Genomic DNA, 16,058 nt, shown 5'->3' with positions numbered 1-16,058 from the left:
GCCGGCGCTTCCCCCGGACGGTGACCACGGGTTACCGGCCGGTTGGAGGGGGATCATACTCACGGCTCCCGCACATTCATCCACCCCTCCCACCACCCCGTCCGGGGGCCGGCACGGCCCGCTCCGGACGTCGGTGCGACCCCGCCCCGGTGCGGGTGGCAGGATCGACGGCATGTCCGATCTGCGCGATCCCGCCCCCTACGACGCCCTGCTCCTGCTCTCCTTCGGCGGTCCCGAAGGCCCGGACGACGTGGTTCCGTTCCTGGCGAACGTGACCCGCGGCCGGGGCATCCCCGAGGAACGGCTCAAGGAGGTCGGCAAGCACTACTTCCTGTTCGGGGGCGTCAGCCCGATCAACGCCCAGAACAGGGCCCTGCTCGACGCGCTGCGCAAGGACTTCTCCGCGCAGGGACTGGACCTGCCGGTCTACTGGGGCAACCGCAACTGGGCCCCGTACCTCACCGACACCCTGCGCGAGATGGTCGGCGACGGGCACCGCCGCATCGCGGTCCTGGCGACCAGTGCCTACGCCTCGTACTCCGGCTGCCGGCAGTACCGCGAGAACCTCGCCGAGTCACTGGCCGCCCTGGAGGCGGAGGGCCTTCCCGTCCCGCGCGTGGACAAACTCCGGCACTACTTCAACCACCCCGGCTTCGTGGAGCCCATGGTGGAGGGTGTCCTCGCCTCGCTGGCGGACCTGCCCGACGAGGCGCGCGCGGGCGCCCACCTGGCCTTCACCACGCACTCCATCCCGACCTCGGCGGCCGACACCTCGGGCCCCGTGGAGGCACACGGGGACGGCGGCGCGTACGTCGCCGAGCACCTCGACGTGGCCCGGCTGATCGTGGACGCGGTGCGCGAGCGGACCGGCACGGCTCACCCGTGGAAGCTCGTGTACCAGTCACGCAGCGGGGCGCCGCACATCCCATGGCTGGAGCCCGACATCTGCGACCACCTGGAGGCCCTCCACGGCGACGGGGTCCCCGCCGTCGTGATGGCGCCCATCGGCTTCGTCTCGGACCACATGGAGGTCCTGTACGACCTCGACACCGAGGCCACCGCCAAGGCCGCCGAGCTGGGCCTGCCCGTACGCCGCTCCGCGACGGTCGGCGCCGACCCCCGGTTCGCCGCCGCCGTGCGCGAGCTCGTCCTGGAGCGGGCGGCCGCCGAGCGGGGCCGGGAGCCGCAGCGGTGCGCCCTCGGGACGCTCGGCGCCAGCCACGACCTCTGCCCGGTGGGCTGCTGCCCGGCCAGGGCGCCCAAGCCCGCCGCCGCGGGGGCCGACAGCCCCTACGCGTGAGCCCGCACGCTTCCCCGCCCGCCCTGTCCCCATCCCTGCCGACCACCCTCAACCTCCTCAAGGGAGCGCCGTGACCGAGACCGACCACTCATCGGACGTCCTGCTCGACCTCGCCCTGGACGCGGCTCGGCTCGCCGGCCGGCTGCTGCGCGACGGGCGTCCGGCGGGACTGGGCGTGGCCGCGACCAAGTCCAGCCCGGTCGACGTCGTCACCGAGATGGACATCGCCGCCGAGAAGCTGATCACCGAGTTCCTGATCGAGCACCGCCCCCTGGACGGCTACCTCGGCGAGGAGGGCGGCACGACCGCCGAGGGCAGCACCGGAGTGCGCTGGGTGATCGACCCGCTCGACGGCACGGTGAACTACCTCTACGGGCTCCCGTCCTGGGCTGTCTCCATCGGCGTCGAGGTGGACGGCGAGCGGGTCGCCGGCGCGGTGGAGGTCCCGATGCGCGGCGAGACGTACTTCGCGCGCCGCGGCCACGGGGCCTTCGTCACCGGAGGCCCGTACGGCGACGAGCACGTCCGGCTGCGCTGCCGGCCCACCGCCCCGCTCGCCGAGGCGCTGGTGGCCACCGGCTTCAACTACGTCGCCGAGGTCCGGGCCCACCAGGCTGAGGTGGCGCACGACCTCATCCCGCAGGTCCGGGACATCCGGCGCGGGGGCTCCGCCGCGATCGACCTCTGCGACGTGGCCGCCGGACGGCTCGACGGCTACTTCGAGCGCGGGCTGCACCCCTGGGACCTGGCCGCGGGCGACCTCATCGCCCGGGAGGCGGGCGCCCTCACCGGCGGACGTCCGGGCCGGCCGGCCGACGGAGACCTGACCGTCGCGGCGTCCCCCGGCGTCTTCGAACCGCTCCAGGCCCTCCTGGACGGGCTGGGCGCCTGGCACGACTGACCGGGTCTCCCGGGCGTCCGGACGCCGGAAGGGCCCCGCAGCCACTGTGGAGCGGCTGCGGGGCCCTCGGCCCATAGCGACGGTCAGGCGTTCGTCGTCGTGCTGATCCGCACACCGTGCTCGGCGGCGAGACGACGGAGGTCGTCCAGCTCGCTCTGCTCGACGTCCGCGAGGAAGTCGTCGCCCGTCTCGCGGGCCTTCGTGAGGTCGTCCTCGGTCGTCTTGATGCGGTGCAGCAGACCTGCGGTGAAAGCGTCCATGAAGCGCCCCCTCATCGTGGGTCGGTGGCACGGGGGTGTGCCCGGGTTTCCCTCCGCCGAGGCGGTAGGGCGGGTGATCACGCACTCTCCGGGAGACGGAGGGGCCTGTGACAACGCCACATGGGAAGACGTGATCGCGGGTGTGAATGCGTACTCCCCCGCCCGAAGCTCAGAGAAACCTCAACTGGCCGGTGAATCCCGACGCTTCTCCGAAGCCGCAGGTGGGGGCGGGACGTCTTACCGCCGGTTTATGCGGGTTACGGGCAGGATGGAGCCGCACAAGTGTGCCGGGGCCGTGTCCGCGGCGCAGGCGGCCGGGCCGTCCCGGACGCCCCCGCGCGCCGTCGTGCAGACCGCTTGCGAAGTTCTAGGGAAGGAAGCGCCGTGCGCGTACTCGTCGTGGAGGACGAGCAGCTGCTCGCCGATGCGGTGGCCACCGGATTGCGCCGTGAGGCCATGGCCGTCGATGTCGTGTACGACGGGGCCGCGGCCGTGGAGCGCATCGAGGTCAACGACTACGACGTGGTGGTGCTCGACCGCGACCTGCCCCTGGTCCACGGCGACGACGTCTGCCGCCGGATCGTCGAGCTCGGCATGCCGACCCGGGTGCTCATGCTCACCGCCTCCGGGGACGTCAGCGACCGGGTGGAGGGTCTGGAGCTCGGCGCCGACGACTATCTGCCCAAGCCCTTCGCGTTCAGCGAGCTGACCGCCCGGGTACGGGCCCTCGGCCGGCGTACGACCGTCGCCCTGCCGCCCGTCCTCGAACGGGCCGGCATCAAGCTGGACCCCAACCGCCGGGAGGTGTTCCGGGGCGGCCAGGAGGTCCAGCTCGCGCCCAAGGAGTTCGCCGTCCTGGAGGTCCTGATGCGCAGCGAGGGCGCCGTCGTCTCGGCGGAGCAGCTGCTGGAGAAGGCGTGGGACGAGAACACCGACCCGTTCACCAACGTCGTCCGGGTGACCGTCATGACCCTGCGCCGCAAACTCGGCGAGCCCCCGGTGATCGTCACCGTGCCCGGCTCCGGCTACCGGATCTGACGCCGGTGCCCGCCGCCCCGCCGCCCATGGCGGCGCCCCCCAAACCCACCTGGGAGCCCAAACAGCAGGAGCCCCCCTACCCGTGGCTGCGCCCGACCATCCGGATACGGCTCACGCTGCTGTACGGCGGCATGTTCCTGATCGCCGGCATCCTGCTGCTGTCGATCATCTACATGCTCGCCGCCCAGGCGCTGCACGTGGGCAGCGACCTCCCGTTCAAGATCGTCGACGGTCATGTCTCCAGCGACGTCTGCAACCTCCTGGAGGAGGGCAACTCGCCGAGCGCGGTCAACGCCGCGATGAACTCCTGCGTGAACCACCAGCGCCAGCAGGCTCTGGACACGCTGCTCAACCGGTCGCTGCTGGCCCTGGTGGGCCTCAGCATCATCGCCTTCGCCTTCGGTTACGGGATGGCCGGCCGGGTGCTCTCGCCGCTGGGCCGGATCACCCGGATCGCCCGGACCGTGGCCGGCACGGACCTGGCCCGGCGCATCGAGCTGGACGGGCCCGACGACGAGCTCAAGGAGCTGTCCGACACCTTCGACGACATGCTGGACCGGCTGGAGCGGGCCTTCACCGCGCAGCAGCGGTTCGTCGGCAACGCCTCGCACGAGCTGCGCACGCCGCTCGCCATCAACCGCACGCTGCTGGAGGTCCACCTCTCCGACCCGGAGGCCCCGCCCGAGCTCCAGCAGCTGGGCAAGACGCTGCTGGCCACCAACGAGCGCAGCGAGCAGCTGGTGGAGGGCCTGCTGCTGCTGGCCCGCAGCGACAACCAGATCGTCGAGCGCAAGGCCGTCGACCTCGCCGAGGTCGCCTCCCGCGCCGTCGACCAGGCGCGCGGCGAGGCCGAGACCAAGGGCGTCGAGATGCGCGAGGAGCTGGCCGAGGCCGTCGTCCAGGGCAACGGCGTCCTGCTGGAGCGCATCGCGCTGAACCTCGTGCAGAACGCCGTCCGCTACAACGTCCCGGAGGGCGGCTGGGTGGAGGTGAGCACGGCGCTGCTGCCCGGCCAGGCGGTGCTCGTCGTCTCGAACACCGGCCCGGTGGTCCCCGCGTACGAGATCGACAACCTCTTCGAGCCCTTCAGGCGCCTGCGTACGGAGCGGACGGGCAGCGACAAGGGGGTCGGGCTCGGTCTGTCGATCGCGCGGTCCGTCGCCCGGGCGCACGGCGGCCGTATCATCGCCGAGCCCCGCGAAGGCGGTGGTCTTGTGATGCGCGTCTCACTGCCGGTCTGACCGGCGCGAGGAGAGCTTTGCGCGCTGATTATTTTTTGTTCGCTTTGAGCGGAATTTTCGGGACCTGATCCCGGAGGGACCGTGTGTGATCGATCACAGGAGCGAATATCTCCCTGCCCACGCTCCGTGACCAGGGAACTCACCGGAAACCCGGCGAAACACCGGGTTTCCGGGGGCAAGCATGACGGGAAGTACACGGGGTGGCGCCTGCGAAGGGTGCCGCCGGGACCGTGTACGGTCCCCATCGCCACCCAAGCCGATCACTCCCGAGCGGTCCTTTTGGGTGTCGATTGAGTAACAGACCTTGATGTGAGGCAAAATCTCCGCCTCAGGTCGGGCACAAGTCCGGCCTCTCACGCGTTACGAGCGCTTGAGACACCGCAGACACCCAGAGGGGGAGAGCGACATGGCAACGGATTACGACACCCCACGCAAGACCGACGACGACGTCGATCAGGACAGCCTTGAAGAGCTGAAGGCGCGCCGGAGCGACAAGACGGCGTCCGCCGTCGACGTCGACGAGTTCGACGCGGCCGAGGGCCTTGAACTGCCCGGCGCCGACCTGTCCAACGAGGAGCTGGCCGTACGGGTCCTGCCCAAGCAGGCCGACGAGTTCACCTGCATGAGCTGCTTCCTCGTGCACCACCGCAGCCAGCTGGCCCGCGAGAAGAACGGCCAGCCGATCTGCCGCGACTGCGACTGAGGTCCGGTCGGCCGTGGCAGGGGACACACCGTTCCGCAAGCGGCGCCCCTGGGGCAGAAGGCACCCGGAGGCGCACCAGGGCGGTACACGCCCGGCAGAAGGCGCGCAGGCGCCTGCCGAGCGGCCCGCCCTGCCACCTTCGCCGGACGGACCGGAGGACGAGCGGGGCCTGCAGGCGGCCTCGCTCGAAGCAGCCGAAGTAGCGGTACGCGCAGCCCGTGAGGCTGCCGGAGTCGACACGGCCGATGGGGCCGGACAGGTCGGCAGGACGGAGCCCGTGACCGGGGCAGGCCGTCTGAGTTCAGTGAAACGGGGTGTACGCAAGGGCGGGGAGAGCGCCAAGGAAGCGATCGGTCATATCGCGGACCTGATCATCCACATCGCTCCCCGCGTCCCTGTGCGTGACCTCGACACCCTGCGCAAGCACTTTCCCGGCCTCGGGCCGGAGGAGATCGCGGACCGGCTCGTCGTGGGCGCGAGCCGCGCGACCGCCACCGTCGGCGCCGGAATCGGCGCGGCGGCCATGATGCCCGTGCCGCCGGCGATGTTCGCCGAGCTGGCCGCCGAGGTCAGCGGCGTCGCCGCCATAGAGATGAAGCTCGTCGCCGAGCTGCACGAGGTCTACGGACGCCGTCCCCCGGGCGGCATCGCCCGGCGCTCGACCGCCTACCTCACCGCCTGGACCGAGGAGCGCGGCATCGAGGTCACCCGTCCCGCCTCGGTGGACGCGGCGCTGAGCGGCCGGATGAAGCGCGAACTGCGCCGCCAGATCATGAAGCGCACCGTGCGCGACCTGCCGAGCCTGATCCCGTTCATGGTCGGCGCCGCCGTCGGCGCGTCCATGAACCGGCGCGACACCAGGAAGCTCGCCGAACGGGTCAGGAAGGACCTGCGCGAGAAGCAGATCCCCTGGGACCGCCTCCCGGACCGGCCCCCGCTGGAACCCGAGGGCCGTTAGGCCGGGACCGCCGCGTTCAGCGCCGCCACCAGGGCCTTCGGGTCGCGCGTCGAGAGATAGACGTACGGGGTCGGGTCCTCCGGGTCCGTGACCTCCACCCGGACCGCCGTCGGGATGTAGCTGCGCAGCAGCATGAAGGCCCGGGTGTCCGCCTTGTGCGTGCGCCAGGCGCGCGCCTCCTCGGCGTCCAGCACCTCGGCCCCGCCGAGCGCCGAGACCGGGATTCGGGCGTCCCCCGCGACGAGCGCGCCCGCCACCACCCGGATGCGGGCCGAGCCGTACGAGCTCACCGCCACGGCCGACAGGACCGTGCCGCCGGCCAGACCGGCGAGGAGCGGCAGGGTGCCCAGCGGCAGCAGCATCAGCGCGCACGCGATGCCGATCAGGACGGCGATCAGCCACCACGAACGGGGTGCGGTGAGGCGTTCGTCGTAGGGCGGGGTCGAAGGCTGCATGGTTCCAGCTTGGCACGGCGCGACCGGCGGGTACCCGCGCGGGTAAGGTCTGCGCCTGTGAGTGGAACATCTGCGGCTCTGACGCCCCCGGCCGACGCGGTGAAACCGGTCCGGCACCCCGACGCCCCGGCCCCCGGCGAACTCCTCGGCGCGCACTACGAGCACTGCTTCGGCTGCGGCTCCGGCCAGCCCCACGGACTGCACCTCCAGGCGCGGGCCGGCGAGGGCGTCAGGGTGACCGCCGAGTTCACCGTGAAGGCGGCCCACCAGGGCGCCCCGGGCCTGGCGCACGGCGGGGTGCTGGCCACGGCGCTGGACGAGACGCTCGGCTCGCTGAACTGGCTGCTGAGGGTCATCGCGGTCACCGGACGGCTGGAGACCGACTTCGTACGGCCCGTCCCCGTCGACACCGTGCTGTTCCTCGACGCCGAGGTCACCGCCGTGCACGGCCGCAAGATCTACTCCCGGGCGACCGGCCGGATCGGCGGCCCGGACGGGCCGGTCGCGGTCCGGGCCGACGCCCTGTTCATCGAGGTGAAGGTCGACCACTTCATCGAGAACGGCCGGCCGGCCGAGATCCAGGCCGCCATGGCCGACCCCGACCAGGTCAGGCGCGCCCGCGCCTTCGAGGTGAACCCGTGATGCGCCACCCCGTCGACGTCCTGATCCGCCGGGTCGACCCGGACGTTCCGCTTCCGGCCTACGGGCACCCCGGGGACGCCGGCGCGGACCTCGTGACGACCGAGGCCGCCGAACTGGCACCGGGCGAGCGGGCCGTACTGCCCACCGGGGTTTCGATCGCCCTGCCCGACGGGTACGCCGCGTTCGTGCACCCACGATCCGGTCTCGCCGCCCGCTGCGGAGTCGCCCTGGTGAATGCCCCGGGGACGGTCGATGCCGGGTACCGTGGAGAGATCAAAGTGATCGTCATCAATCTCGACCCGCGCGAGTCCGTGCGGTTCGAGCGGTTCGACCGGATTGCCCAACTGGTCGTGCAGCAGGTCGAGAAGGTGCGCTTCCACGAAGTGTCGGAGCTTCCCGGCTCGGCGCGGGCCGAAGGGGGCTTCGGGTCCACCGGCGGCCATGCCGCCGTTGATGTTGATGGCGTCCGGGGCGGGGTTCCCCAGGGCGGGAACAGCTACGCTTCGGTCGAATCCGACCGGGAAGGACAGTGACGTGTTCGGACGTCGCAAGAACAGTGGTGCCGCCGATGACACGGCGGACGAGGCGCGCGAGGCCGAGCAGGTCGTCGACGAGCAGGATGACGCCGAGGGCGAGACCCGCCGGACGAACCTTCCGCCGGCGCCGCGCCCGGACGGCCCGTGGGACGTCAGCGAGGTGTCCCAGCCCGGCGACGGCCGGGTCGACCTGGGCGGCATCTTCGTGCCCGGCGTCGAGGGCATGGAGCTGCGCGTGGAGGTCGCCGGTGACGCGATCGTCGCCGCCACCGTCGTGATGCGGGACAGCGCGATCCAGCTCCAGGCGTTCGCGGCCCCCAAGAAGGAAGGCATCTGGGGGGAGGTCCGCGAGGAGATCGCCACCGGCATCACCCAGCAGGGCGGCATCATCGACGAGGTCGAGGGCCCGCTCGGCTGGGAGCTGCGCGCGCAGGTCCCCGTCCAGCTTCCCGACGGGGCGAACGGCGTGCAGCTGGTGCGCTTCGTCGGTGTCGACGGCCCGCGCTGGTTCCTGCGCGGTGTGATCTCCGGCCAGGGCGCCGTGCAGCCGGAGGCCGCCGGGCTCCTGGAGTCGGTCTTCCGCGACACCGTGGTCGTGCGCGGCGAGGGCCCGATGGCCCCGCGCGACCCGATCGTCCTCAAGCTCCCCAACGACGCCCAGATGGTTCCCGAGGGCGTGCAGCAGGAGGAGCAGGAGGGCTCGAAGTTCTCCGGTGGCATGGCGGGCCTCCAGCGCGGTCCCGAGATCACCGAGGTGCGCTGACCCGCACCCGCGGACACCGGCCGGTGGGCCGTACCCCTTCCCCGGGGTGCGGCCCACCGGCTTTCGCGTATGCCGGTGGGTACCGCCGGGGGCCGGGCCGTGCCCGGGCATTGCCCGGTCCCGTGTCACCTGCACATACTGGCGGCCGACAGGACCGAGGACCCACGGGGGAGCGCCATGACCGAGAACACCGCCGACACCAGCACCGGCGGCGGCGCCGGCACGGCCGTCGCCGACGGCCCCATGGTCCGCGTCGAGGACCTGCACCGCTCCTACGGCTCCGGCGCGGGCGCGGTGCACGCGCTGCGCGGTGTCTCCTTCGAGGTGCCGCGCGGCGAGCTCGTCGCCCTCAAGGGGCGCTCCGGCTCCGGCAAGACGACCCTGCTCAACCTCGTCGGCGGCCTCGACACCCCGGACGGCGGCCGGATCACCGTCGACGGCACCGACCTCTCCTCGCTCGGCGAGAACGGGCTCCTGGAGCTGCGCCGGGACCGGGTCGGCTTCATCTTCCAGTCCTTCGGCCTGATCCCGATCCTGACCGCCGCCGAGAACGTCGGCGTGCCCCTGAGGCTGCGCAAGGCCGACCCCGAGGAGCGCGAGGCGCGGGTGTCGCTGCTGCTCTCCCTGGTCGGCCTCGCCGACCACGCCGCCCAGCGCCCCGGTGAACTCTCCGGCGGCCAGCAGCAGCGCGTCGCCATCGCCCGCGCGCTCGCCAACCGGCCCGCCCTGCTGATCGCCGACGAGCCGACCGGACAGCTCGACGCCGAGACCGGCCTCGCGGTGATGGAGCTGCTGCGCGCCGTCGTCCACAGCGAGGGCGTCACCGCGCTCGTCGCCACCCACGACGCCCAGCTCCTCGGCCTCGCCGACCGGGTCCTCGAACTCAGCGACGGCCACATCACCGAGCACTGACCGGCGGCCGGGAAGCGGTATCAGGGTTACGTCAAATCCCGCCGCTTCCCCACCCTCCGCCCGATACGCCGGAAATCCACCAGGTACTTTCGAACCATGGCGCGCGGCAAACTTCGGATCTACCTCGGTGCGGCACCCGGCGTCGGCAAGACGTACGCGATGCTCGCCGAGGCGCACCGGCGCGTCGAACGCGGCACCGACTGCGTCGTCGGCGTCGTGGAGCACCACGACCGCCCGCGCACCGAGACGCTGCTGCACGGCCTCGAAGTCGTCCCCCGCCGCGAGACCGAGCACCGTTCGGCCGTCTTCAGCGAGATGGACATCGACGCGGTGCTCGAGCGCGCCCCGGCCGTCGCCCTGGTGGACGAGCTGGCCCACACCAATGTGCCCGGCTCCCGCAACGCCAAGCGCTGGCAGGACGTCGAGGAACTGCTCCAGGCCGGCATCGACGTCGTCTCGACCGTCAACATCCAGCACCTGGAGTCCCTCGGCGACGTGGTCGAGTCCATAACCGGCGTACGCCAGCGCGAGACCGTGCCCGACGAGGTCGTCCGCCGGGCCGACCAGCTCGAACTGGTCGACATGTCGCCCCAGGCCCTGCGCCGCCGCATGGCCCACGGCAACATCTACAAGCCCGACCGGATCGACGCCTCCCTCTCCAACTACTTCCGCCCCGGCAACCTCACCGCCCTGCGCGAGCTGGCCCTCCTCTGGGTCGCCGACCGGGTCGACGAATACCTCCAGCAGTACCGGGGCGAGCACAACATCCGCACCACCTGGCAGGCCCGCGAACGCATCGTCGTCGGCCTCACCGGAGGCCCCGAGGGCCGCACCCTCATCCGCCGCGCCGCCCGGATGGCGGCCAAGGGCTCCGGCAGCGAGATCCTGGCCGTCTACATCGCCCGCAGCGACGGGCTGACCTCGGCCTCGCCCAAGGAGCTGGCCGTCCAGCGCACCCTCGTGGAGGACCTGGGCGGCACCTTCCACCACGTCATCGGCGACGACATACCCTCGGCGCTCCTGGAGTTCGCCCGGGGCGTCAACGCCACCCAGATCGTCCTGGGCTCCAGCCGCCGCAAGACCTGGCAGTACATCTACGGACCCGGAGTCGGCGCCACCGTCGCCCGCGAGTCCGGCACCGACCTCGACGTCCACATCGTCACCCACGACGAGGTCGCCAAGGGCCGGGGCCTGCCCATCGCCCGGGGCGCCCGCCTCGGACGCGCCCGCATCATCTGGGGCTGGGTGGTCGGCGTCGGCGGCCCGGTCCTCCTCGCCGTGCTCCTCAAGGCCCTCGAATCCGGCCCCGGGCTCGCCAACGACGTCCTGCTCTTCCTCTTCATGACCGTCGGCGCCGCCCTCATCGGCGGACTGCTGCCCGCCCTCGCGGCGGCCGCCGGCGGCTCCCTGCTCCTCAACTACTGGTTCACCCCGCCCACCCACACGCTCACCGTCCAGGACCCGGAGAACTTCGTCGCCATCGTGATCTTCTTCGCGGTGGCCGTCGCGGTGGCCTCCGTGGTGGACCTCGCCGCCCGCCGCACCCACCAGGCCGCCCGGCTGCGCGCGGAGTCCGAGATCCTGTCGTTCCTGGCCGGCAGCGTGCTGCGCGGCGAGACCACGCTCGCCGCGCTCCTGGACCGGGTCCGGGAGACCTTCGGCATGGGGTCCGTGGCCCTGCTGGAACGCCGCAGCGACGTCGATCCCTGGACCTGCGCGGGCAGCGTCGGCCCGGCCCCGGCCGCCCGGCCCGAGGACGCCGACGTGGACATGCCCGTCGGGGACCACATGGCCCTGGCCCTGACCGGCCGGGTGCTGCCCGCCGAGGACCGCCGGGTGCTGGGCGCGTTCGCCGCCCAGGCCGCCGTCGTCCTGGACCGCCAGCGGCTGGTGGACGAGGCCGAGGAGGCCCGCCGACTCGCCGAGGGCAACCGCATCAGGACCGCGCTCCTGGCCGCCGTCAGCCACGACCTGCGCACCCCGCTCGCCGCGATCAAGGCCGCCGTCTCCTCCCTGCGCTCGGACGACGTCGCCTGGTCCGACGACGACGAGGCGGAGCTCCTGGAGGGCATCGAGGCCGGCGCCGACCGCCTGGACCACCTCGTCGGCAACCTCCTGGACATGTCCCGCCTCCAGACCGGCACGGTCACCCCGCTCATCCGGGAGATCGACCTGGACGAGGTGGTGCCCATGGCCCTCGGCGGCGTCCCCGAGGGCAGCGTCGACCTGGACATACCCGAGACGCTGCCCATGGTCGCCGTCGACCCCGGCCTCCTGGAACGGGCGGTCGCCAACATCGTGGAGAACGCCGTGAAGTACAGCCCCGACGGCGACCGCGTCACCGTGGCGGCCAGCGCGCTCGGCACCCGCGTCGAACTCCGCGTGGCCGACCGCGGCCGGGGCGTCCCCGACGAGGGCAAGGAGCGCATCTTCGAGCCCTTCCAGCGCTACGGGGACGCCCCGCGCGGCGCCGGGGTGGGCCTCGGCCTCGCGGTGGCCCGGGGCTTCGCCGAGTCCATGGGCGGCACACTCGACGCCGAGGACACCCCGGGCGGCGGCCTCACCATGGTCCTGACCCTCCAGGCGGCACCCGGGCACGCCCCGGCCGCCCCCGGCCTCCCCGCGCGGACCACCTCATGAAGCAGGACCTCCCCGCACCGACGTACGCCCAGCAGAAAGGCAGGACCCCGATGACCCGGGTGCTCGTGGTCGACGACGAGCCGCAGATCGTACGCGCCCTCGTGATCAACCTGAAGGCGCGCAAGTACGAGGTGGACGCCGCCCCCGACGGGGCCACCGCCCTCCAGCTCGCCGCCGCCCGCCACCCCGACGTCGTCGTCCTCGACCTCGGGCTGCCCGACATGGACGGCGTCGACGTGATCCGGGGCCTGCGCGGATGGACCCGGGTCCCGATCCTGGTCCTCTCGGCCCGCCACACCTCCGACGAGAAGGTCGAGGCGCTGGACGCGGGGGCCGACGACTACGTGACCAAGCCCTTCGGCATGGACGAGCTGCTGGCCCGGCTGCGGGCCGCGGTGCGCCGGGCCGAGCCGGTCGGGCAGGACGGGGGCGACCAGGTCGTCGTCGTGGAGACCGAGGGATTCACCGTCGACCTGGCCGCGAAGAAGGTCCACCGCGAGGGCCGCGACGTACGGCTCACCCCCACCGAGTGGCACCTGCTGGAGGTCCTGGTCCGCAACGGCGGCCGGCTCGTCAGCCAGCGCCAGCTGCTCCAGGAGGTCTGGGGGCCCTCGTACGGCACCGAGACCAACTACCTGCGCGTCTACATGGCCCAGCTCAGGCGGAAGCTGGAAGCGGACCCCTCCCACCCCCGCCACTTCGTCACCGAACCCGGCATGGGTTACCGCTTCGAGCGCGCCTGAAACCGGCGGACGGGCGCGTACGTGTCCTCCGTACGGGTGAGACGGCGGCCACCCGCCAGGACCTCGCGGGACCGGTACCCTTCGGGTATGAGTGCTGTTCCTCGATCCGAGAAGCCCCACAAGGGCGACCGGCCCTCCGGGCGCTTCCGGCGCATGCTCGACCGGCTTTCCAGCTCCCAGGAGGACCTGGAGTGCGAGGAGCTGGAGGAGGACTCGCAGGCGTCGGGGTGCACCCGGATCTCCGAATGCACCGACCGCCAGATCGTGAAGGTCACTGGTACCTTGCGGACGGTCACCCTGCGGCCGCGCGCCGGAGTGCCCGCCCTGGAGGCGGAGCTCTTCGACGGCACCGCACCGCTCGACGTGGTCTGGCTCGGCCGCCGCTCCATCCAGGGCATAGAACCCGGCCGCAAGCTCATCGCCTCCGGCCGGATCGCCATGAGCCACGGCCGCCGGGTGCTGTTCAACCCCAAATACGAACTCCGACCGCTCGGCAAGGAGTAGCCGGTGACGTCTCTCGACAAGCCGACGTCCGACACGGACCGCACCACCGACCAGCAGGAGGCCGACAGCAGGGCGGTCACCGAGGCCGCGCTCTTCGAAGCCTTCGGCGGCGTGAGGGGCATGGTGGAGACGGTCCTGCCCGGGCTGCTCTTCGTCACGATCTTCACGATCAACAAGAACCTCACCTACTCGGCCATCGCGGCCCTGGCGGTGTCGCTCGCGCTCGTGGTCGTCCGGCTGATCCGCAAGGACACCGTCAAGCACGCCTTCAGCGGCGTCTTCGGTGTGGCCTTCGGCGTGGTCTTCGCCAAGATGACGGGCAACGCCAAGGACTTCTACCTCCCGGGCATGCTCTACACCCTGGGCCTCGCCCTGGCCTACCTGGTCACCGCGGTCGCCGGCCTGCCGCTGATCGGCCTGATCCTGGGCCCGGTGTTCAAGGAGAACCTCTCCTGGCGCACCCGTAACCCCGGCCGCAAGAAGGCGTACACCAAGGCCAGCTACGCCTGGGGGCTGATCCTGCTCGCCAAGTGCGCCATTCTCTTCCCGCTGTACTGGTGGGCCGACACCACCCAGCTCGGCTGGGTGCTGGTCGCCCTGAAGATCCCGCCGTTCCTGCTCGCGGTCTACCTGACCTGGGTGTTCCTCGCCAAGGCGCCGCCGCCCATCGACGTCTTCGCCGAGATGGAGGCGGAGGAGGAGGCCGAGAAGGCCCGCAAGGCGGCCGCCGCCGAAGCGGCCAGGGGCCAGGAGCTCTGAAACGTACGAGAGGGGCCCCGTCACCAGCGGTGACGGGGCCCCTCTCGCATGCTCACGCCTCCGAGTCGCCCCGGCGCACCGACAGCAGGTCCTCCAGCTGCTCCTCACGCGCCTGCGCGGCGACGAACAGCAGCTCGTCACCGGCCTCCAGGCTCTCCTCCGGGCTCGGCGTCAGCACCCGCTGACCCCGGATGATCGTCACCAGCGAGGTGTCCTCCGGCCAGGCGACCTCTCCGACCTGGGTCCCCGCCAGCGCCGACTCCGGCGGCAGCGTCAGCTCCACCAGGTTCGCGTCGCCGTGGCTGAAGCGCAGCAGCCGGACCAGATCGCCGACGCTCACCGCCTCCTCCACCAGCGCCGACATCAGACGCGGCGTGGACACCGCCACATCGACGCCCCACGACTCGTTGAACAGCCACTCGTTCTTCGGGTTGTTCACCCGGGCGACGACCCTCGGCACGCCGTACTCGGTCTTGGCCAGCAACGAGACGACCAGGTTCACCTTGTCGTCGCCCGTCGCCGCGATCACGACGTTGCAGCGCTGGAGCGCCGCCTCGTCCAGCGACGTGATCTCACAGGCGTCCGCCAGCAGCCACTCGGCCATCGGCACCCGCTCCACCGAGATGGCGGTCGGCGCCTTGTCCACGAGCAGCACCTCGTGCCCGTTCTCCAGCAGCTCGCCCGCGATGGAACGCCCCACCGCACCCGCCCCGGCAATCGCGACACGCATCAGTGACCGCCCTCCTCGGGGCCCTCGGCGAAGGCCGCCTCGACCTTCGCGATCTCGTCCGTACGCATCATCACGTGGACGAGGTCGCCCTCCTGGAGCACCGTCTGCGACGACGGCAGTATGGCTTCGCCCAACCGGGTGAGGAACGCGACGCGGACGCCCGTCTCCTCCTGGAGCGTGCTGATCTTGTGACCGATCCAGGACGGCGTGGTGTGCACCTCCGCGAGCTGCACCCCGCCGCTCGGGTCGCGCCACAGCGGCTCCGCACCCGACGGCAGCAGCCGGCGCAGCATCTGGTCCGCCGTCCAGCGCACGGTCGCGACCGTCGGAATGCCCAGACGCTGGTACACCTCGGCGCGCCGGGGGTCGTAGATCCGGGCCGCGACGTTCTCGATGCCGAACATCTCGCGTGCCACCCGGGCCGCGATGATGTTGGAGTTGTCCCCGGAGCTCACCGCCGCGAACGCGCCGGCCTCCTCGATCCCCGCCTCGCGCAGCGTGTCCTGGTCGAACCCGACGCCGGTGACGCGACGGCCGCCGAACCCGGAGCCGAGTCGCCGGAACGCCGTGGGGTCCTGGTCGATGACGGCGACCGTGTGCCCCTGCTGCTCCAGGGTCTGCGCGAGAGCGGCTCCCACTCGCCCGCAGCCCATGATGACGATGTGCACCTTGCGCCTACCTCGCAGTCCTGGTCGTCCGGCTGACCTGCGAAAACACCCTGCTCACACTCTTTCCTCGGCTGGCCGGGCAAACAACGGGGCAACGGTGTGTCCCGTCGCCCGGTTACGAGCTTATGCGGCGCGGGTCGCGTCGCCTCATCCGAGTGTGCGCATCGCGGCGCGGCGGTGGCAAAGACGACGTGCCCGGGACGCTCGCCGGCGGCGCGGCGCAAGGATTGCGTTAAGGATTCCGTGGCGTTTCCGGCCGAGTGCAGGAGATTGGCGGGCCACGCCGGTGCAGCGGGGGCGGGCCC

Annotated in this window: 18 protein-coding genes; 14 read left to right on the top strand and 4 right to left on the bottom strand. The window is 71.9% G+C overall.

Going from position 1 to position 16,058, the window contains the following annotated elements; all coding sequences use genetic code 11:
• Positions 1-172 precede the first annotated feature (172 nt).
• Both ACFUJY_RS05840 and ACFUJY_RS05835 read left to right on the top strand, forming a co-directional pair.
• The gene (locus ACFUJY_RS05840) at positions 173-1,300 is read left to right on the top strand and encodes a ferrochelatase (RefSeq protein ID WP_383295044.1); all 1,128 of its coding nucleotides are present in this window, start codon (positions 173-175) and stop codon (positions 1,298-1,300) included.
• Between the two features lie 70 nt (positions 1,301-1,370).
• The gene (locus ACFUJY_RS05835) at positions 1,371-2,201 is read left to right on the top strand and encodes an inositol monophosphatase family protein (RefSeq protein WP_383295042.1); all 831 of its coding nucleotides are present in this window, start codon (positions 1,371-1,373) and stop codon (positions 2,199-2,201) included.
• An 83-nt stretch (positions 2,202-2,284) separates the two neighbouring features.
• On the opposite strand, the gene ACFUJY_RS05830 is transcribed toward ACFUJY_RS05835, so the two are convergent.
• Positions 2,285-2,461, bottom strand: a complete 177-nt coding sequence (locus tag ACFUJY_RS05830; protein WP_383295039.1) for a hypothetical protein — start codon at positions 2,459-2,461, stop codon at positions 2,285-2,287.
• A gap of 384 nt (positions 2,462-2,845) precedes the next feature.
• Here ACFUJY_RS05830 and ACFUJY_RS05825 point away from each other — a divergent pair, with 384 nt between their 5' ends.
• From ACFUJY_RS05825 to ACFUJY_RS05810, 4 genes are all read left to right on the top strand, one after another.
• Positions 2,846-3,499, top strand: a complete 654-nt coding sequence (locus ACFUJY_RS05825; RefSeq protein ID WP_143617776.1) for a response regulator transcription factor — start codon at positions 2,846-2,848, stop codon at positions 3,497-3,499.
• Positions 3,500-3,525: 26 nt separating this feature from the next.
• A complete protein-coding gene (locus ACFUJY_RS05820; RefSeq protein ID WP_383295415.1) occupies positions 3,526-4,740 on the top strand; it encodes a sensor histidine kinase in 1,215 nt (404 codons plus the stop codon).
• A gap of 406 nt (positions 4,741-5,146) precedes the next feature.
• Positions 5,147-5,443, top strand: a complete 297-nt coding sequence (locus tag ACFUJY_RS05815) for a DUF4193 domain-containing protein (RefSeq protein ID WP_003965732.1) — start codon at positions 5,147-5,149, stop codon at positions 5,441-5,443.
• Positions 5,444-5,456: 13 nt separating this feature from the next.
• Positions 5,457-6,401: a hypothetical protein gene (locus tag ACFUJY_RS05810; RefSeq protein ID WP_383295036.1), complete on the top strand. Its 945-nt coding sequence runs from the start codon at positions 5,457-5,459 to the stop codon at positions 6,399-6,401.
• Here ACFUJY_RS05810 and ACFUJY_RS05805 read toward each other — a convergent pair.
• On the bottom strand, positions 6,398-6,856 hold the full coding sequence (locus ACFUJY_RS05805) for a DUF3093 domain-containing protein (RefSeq protein WP_383295033.1): 459 nt from the start codon (positions 6,854-6,856) through the stop codon (positions 6,398-6,400). The genes ACFUJY_RS05810 and ACFUJY_RS05805 overlap by 4 nt on opposite strands.
• Before the next feature lie 57 nt (positions 6,857-6,913).
• Here ACFUJY_RS05805 and ACFUJY_RS05800 point away from each other — a divergent pair, with 57 nt between their 5' ends.
• From ACFUJY_RS05800 to ACFUJY_RS05765, 8 genes are all read left to right on the top strand, one after another.
• On the top strand, positions 6,914-7,498 hold the full coding sequence (locus ACFUJY_RS05800; protein ID WP_361024997.1) for a PaaI family thioesterase: 585 nt from the start codon (positions 6,914-6,916) through the stop codon (positions 7,496-7,498).
• Positions 7,498-8,031 carry a dUTP diphosphatase gene (dut, locus tag ACFUJY_RS05795; protein ID WP_147971347.1) on the top strand — a complete coding sequence of 178 codons (534 nt, stop codon included), beginning with the start codon at positions 7,498-7,500 and terminating at the stop codon, positions 8,029-8,031. Before ACFUJY_RS05800 ends, dut begins: the two co-directional genes overlap by 1 nt.
• A 1-nt stretch (position 8,032) precedes the next feature.
• Entirely contained in the window at positions 8,033-8,797 is a 765-nt protein-coding gene (locus ACFUJY_RS05790; protein WP_365684472.1) for a DUF3710 domain-containing protein, read from the top strand.
• 177 nt (positions 8,798-8,974) lie between these two features.
• Positions 8,975-9,709 carry an ABC transporter ATP-binding protein gene (locus ACFUJY_RS05785; protein WP_383295028.1) on the top strand — a complete coding sequence of 245 codons (735 nt, stop codon included), beginning with the start codon at positions 8,975-8,977 and terminating at the stop codon, positions 9,707-9,709.
• Positions 9,710-9,805: 96 nt separating this feature from the next.
• Positions 9,806-12,349 (top strand): ATP-binding protein, encoded by a 2,544-nt coding sequence (locus tag ACFUJY_RS05780; RefSeq protein ID WP_383295025.1) that lies wholly within the window; start codon positions 9,806-9,808, stop codon positions 12,347-12,349.
• 50 nt (positions 12,350-12,399) lie between these two features.
• On the top strand, positions 12,400-13,092 hold the full coding sequence (locus tag ACFUJY_RS05775; protein WP_361025286.1) for a response regulator: 693 nt from the start codon (positions 12,400-12,402) through the stop codon (positions 13,090-13,092).
• A gap of 87 nt (positions 13,093-13,179) precedes the next feature.
• Positions 13,180-13,596, top strand: a complete 417-nt coding sequence (locus ACFUJY_RS05770) for an OB-fold nucleic acid binding domain-containing protein (RefSeq protein ID WP_073967463.1) — start codon at positions 13,180-13,182, stop codon at positions 13,594-13,596.
• A 3-nt stretch (positions 13,597-13,599) separates the two neighbouring features.
• The gene (locus ACFUJY_RS05765; RefSeq protein ID WP_383295021.1) at positions 13,600-14,355 is read left to right on the top strand and encodes a DUF3159 domain-containing protein; all 756 of its coding nucleotides are present in this window, start codon (positions 13,600-13,602) and stop codon (positions 14,353-14,355) included.
• A gap of 52 nt (positions 14,356-14,407) precedes the next feature.
• On the opposite strand, the gene ACFUJY_RS05760 is transcribed toward ACFUJY_RS05765, so the two are convergent.
• Both ACFUJY_RS05760 and ACFUJY_RS05755 read right to left on the bottom strand, forming a co-directional pair.
• Positions 14,408-15,085, bottom strand: a complete 678-nt coding sequence (locus tag ACFUJY_RS05760; RefSeq protein ID WP_018105403.1) for a TrkA family potassium uptake protein — start codon at positions 15,083-15,085, stop codon at positions 14,408-14,410.
• Positions 15,085-15,753 carry a TrkA family potassium uptake protein gene (locus ACFUJY_RS05755; protein WP_026242838.1) on the bottom strand — a complete coding sequence of 223 codons (669 nt, stop codon included), beginning with the start codon at positions 15,751-15,753 and terminating at the stop codon, positions 15,085-15,087. Before ACFUJY_RS05755 ends, ACFUJY_RS05760 begins: the two co-directional genes overlap by 1 nt.
• Positions 15,754-16,058: the final 305 nt, after the last annotated feature.

It is taken from the genome of Streptomyces sp. NPDC057249, from assembly GCF_042669245.1.
In the GTDB taxonomy this organism is placed as follows: Bacteria; Actinomycetota; Actinomycetes; order Streptomycetales; family Streptomycetaceae; genus Streptomyces.
This window is presented reverse-complemented; position numbering and strand designations above follow the sequence as displayed.